Genomic DNA, 1831 nt, shown 5'->3' with positions numbered 1-1831 from the left:
AACGCGCCGCCTTCAGCTCTGCCGTGGTGGTGGCGGCGGCGATCGCGGCGAGGGCCGCGTCGACGGCGGCATCCACCGCTTCCGGGGTGATTTCGGGAGTGTCAGACACGATCAACGAGTCTACCGACGCGGGAGAGCGTTCCCGCGTCGGTAGAGCCGTGGATCAGCCGTCGTTCGGGCCGGCCTTGCCGTCGAGCGCACGGTCCGCGCGCTGCTGCACGGCGATGAGCTGCGTATCGGTGACCTCGCCCACCGGGTGGTGCATGGCCGCCACACCGGGGGTGCGCGCCGAACGGCGCAGACGCTTCTCGACGACCGTGGCCACCAGCGAAAGCAGCAGGCAGAGCCCGATGTAGATGGCGCCGACGATGATCGTCATCGGCACGATGGGCGAGCCGTACGTCGACTGCGAGCCCAGGTAGCGCGCGTAGAACAGTAGCTCGGGGTAGGTGATGATGAAGCCGAGCGCGGTGTCCTTCAGCGTCACCACGAGCTGCGCGATGATCACGGGCAGCATCGCGCGGATCGCCTGCGGCAGCAGCACGAGCCGCATCACACCCGACTTGCGCAGGCCGAGGGCGTAGCCGGCCTCCTGCTGACCGCGCGGCAGCGACTGCACGCCGGCTCGGATGACCTCGGCGAGGACCGGACCGTTGTAGGCGATGAGCGCGATGACGACGGCCCAGTAGGAGTCCATCCGGATGCCGATGACCGGCAGCCCGTAGTAAAGCAGGAACATGAAGACCAGCACGGGCACGGCGCGGAACACCTCGACGACGGCGCCGACGGGGATGCGCACCCACGCATGATCGGAGAGTCGCCCGATCGCGAGGACGAAGCCCACCACGATGGCACCGACCGCGGCCACGGCGAAGGCAGCCAGAGTGCGCAGCGTGGCTTCACCGATGTTGAGCCACACGGTGGTGTAGCTGAAGGCCTGCCACTTGCGGGCGGAGAACTGCCCGGTGTCGATGAGGCGCCACAGCAGGAAGGCGAGCACCGCGGCAACGAGCAGCACCGTGACGACGCCGAGGATGCGGTTGCGGACGATGGCCCGGGGACCGGGGACGTCGTACAGGACCGAGGTCATCGGGTCACCCTCCATCGGTTCTCGAGCGTTCGCTGCAGCCACGACAGCAGCAGCACCAGCGCCACGAAGATGACCATGACCCAGACGATCACGAGGAACTGGTTCTCGCCGCGCTCACTGAGGTAGTTGCGGGCCGAGCCGAGGTTGACGACCGAGAACCCGGCGGCGACGGTGGTGTTCTTCAGCAGCGCGATGAAGACGCTCATCATCGGCGGGATCACGGAACGGAAAGCCTGCGGCATCACCACCAGGCCCATCACCTGGCCGAAGGTGAGGCCCAGGGCGCGGGCGGCTTCGGCCTGCCCCACCGGGACCGTGTTGATACCGGAGCGGATCGTCTCGGCCACATAGGTCGCGGTGTACAGCCCCAGCGCGCTGATCGCGAGCGTCAGCGACACGTCGGACGTCAATCGCAGGCCCAGGATAGGAGGCAGGGCGAAGGCGAACGCGAAGAACACCAGGGTGAGGGGGGTGTTGCGGATGGTGTTGACGTAGATGGTGCCGACGGCACGGGCCACCGGGATCGGCGAGACGCGCATCGCGGCGACGACGATGCCGAGCACGAGGGCGACCACCCCGCCGCCGAAGAACAGGATGAGAGTGCCCAGCAGGGCTTCGCCCCACACGTCGGCGTTGTCGGTGATGACGCCCATGCGTACTTCTCTCGGTCGGATCAGGAAGAGGGTCGGGGCGGGCCCTCGGCCGCCCCGCCCTCCGGGGGAGGCGAAGGCCGGCTGCGAG

General features: G+C 68.3%; 2 protein-coding genes. Both read right to left on the bottom strand.

Features of this window, described 5'->3' with window-relative positions; genetic code table 11:
- Positions 1 to 163: 163 nt before the first annotated feature.
- Positions 164 to 1090, bottom strand: a complete 927-nt coding sequence (locus tag NQ160_RS17760; protein WP_257516468.1) for an amino acid ABC transporter permease — start codon at positions 1088 to 1090, stop codon at positions 164 to 166.
- Positions 1087 to 1743: an amino acid ABC transporter permease gene (locus NQ160_RS17755; RefSeq protein WP_257516467.1), complete on the bottom strand. Its 657-nt coding sequence runs from the start codon at positions 1741 to 1743 to the stop codon at positions 1087 to 1089. The genes NQ160_RS17760 and NQ160_RS17755 overlap by 4 nt, the downstream gene beginning before the upstream one ends.
- Between the last annotated feature and the right edge of the window lie 88 nt (positions 1744 to 1831).

This window comes from Microbacterium sp. zg.Y909 (assembly GCF_024626565.1).
This window is presented reverse-complemented; position numbering and strand designations above follow the sequence as displayed.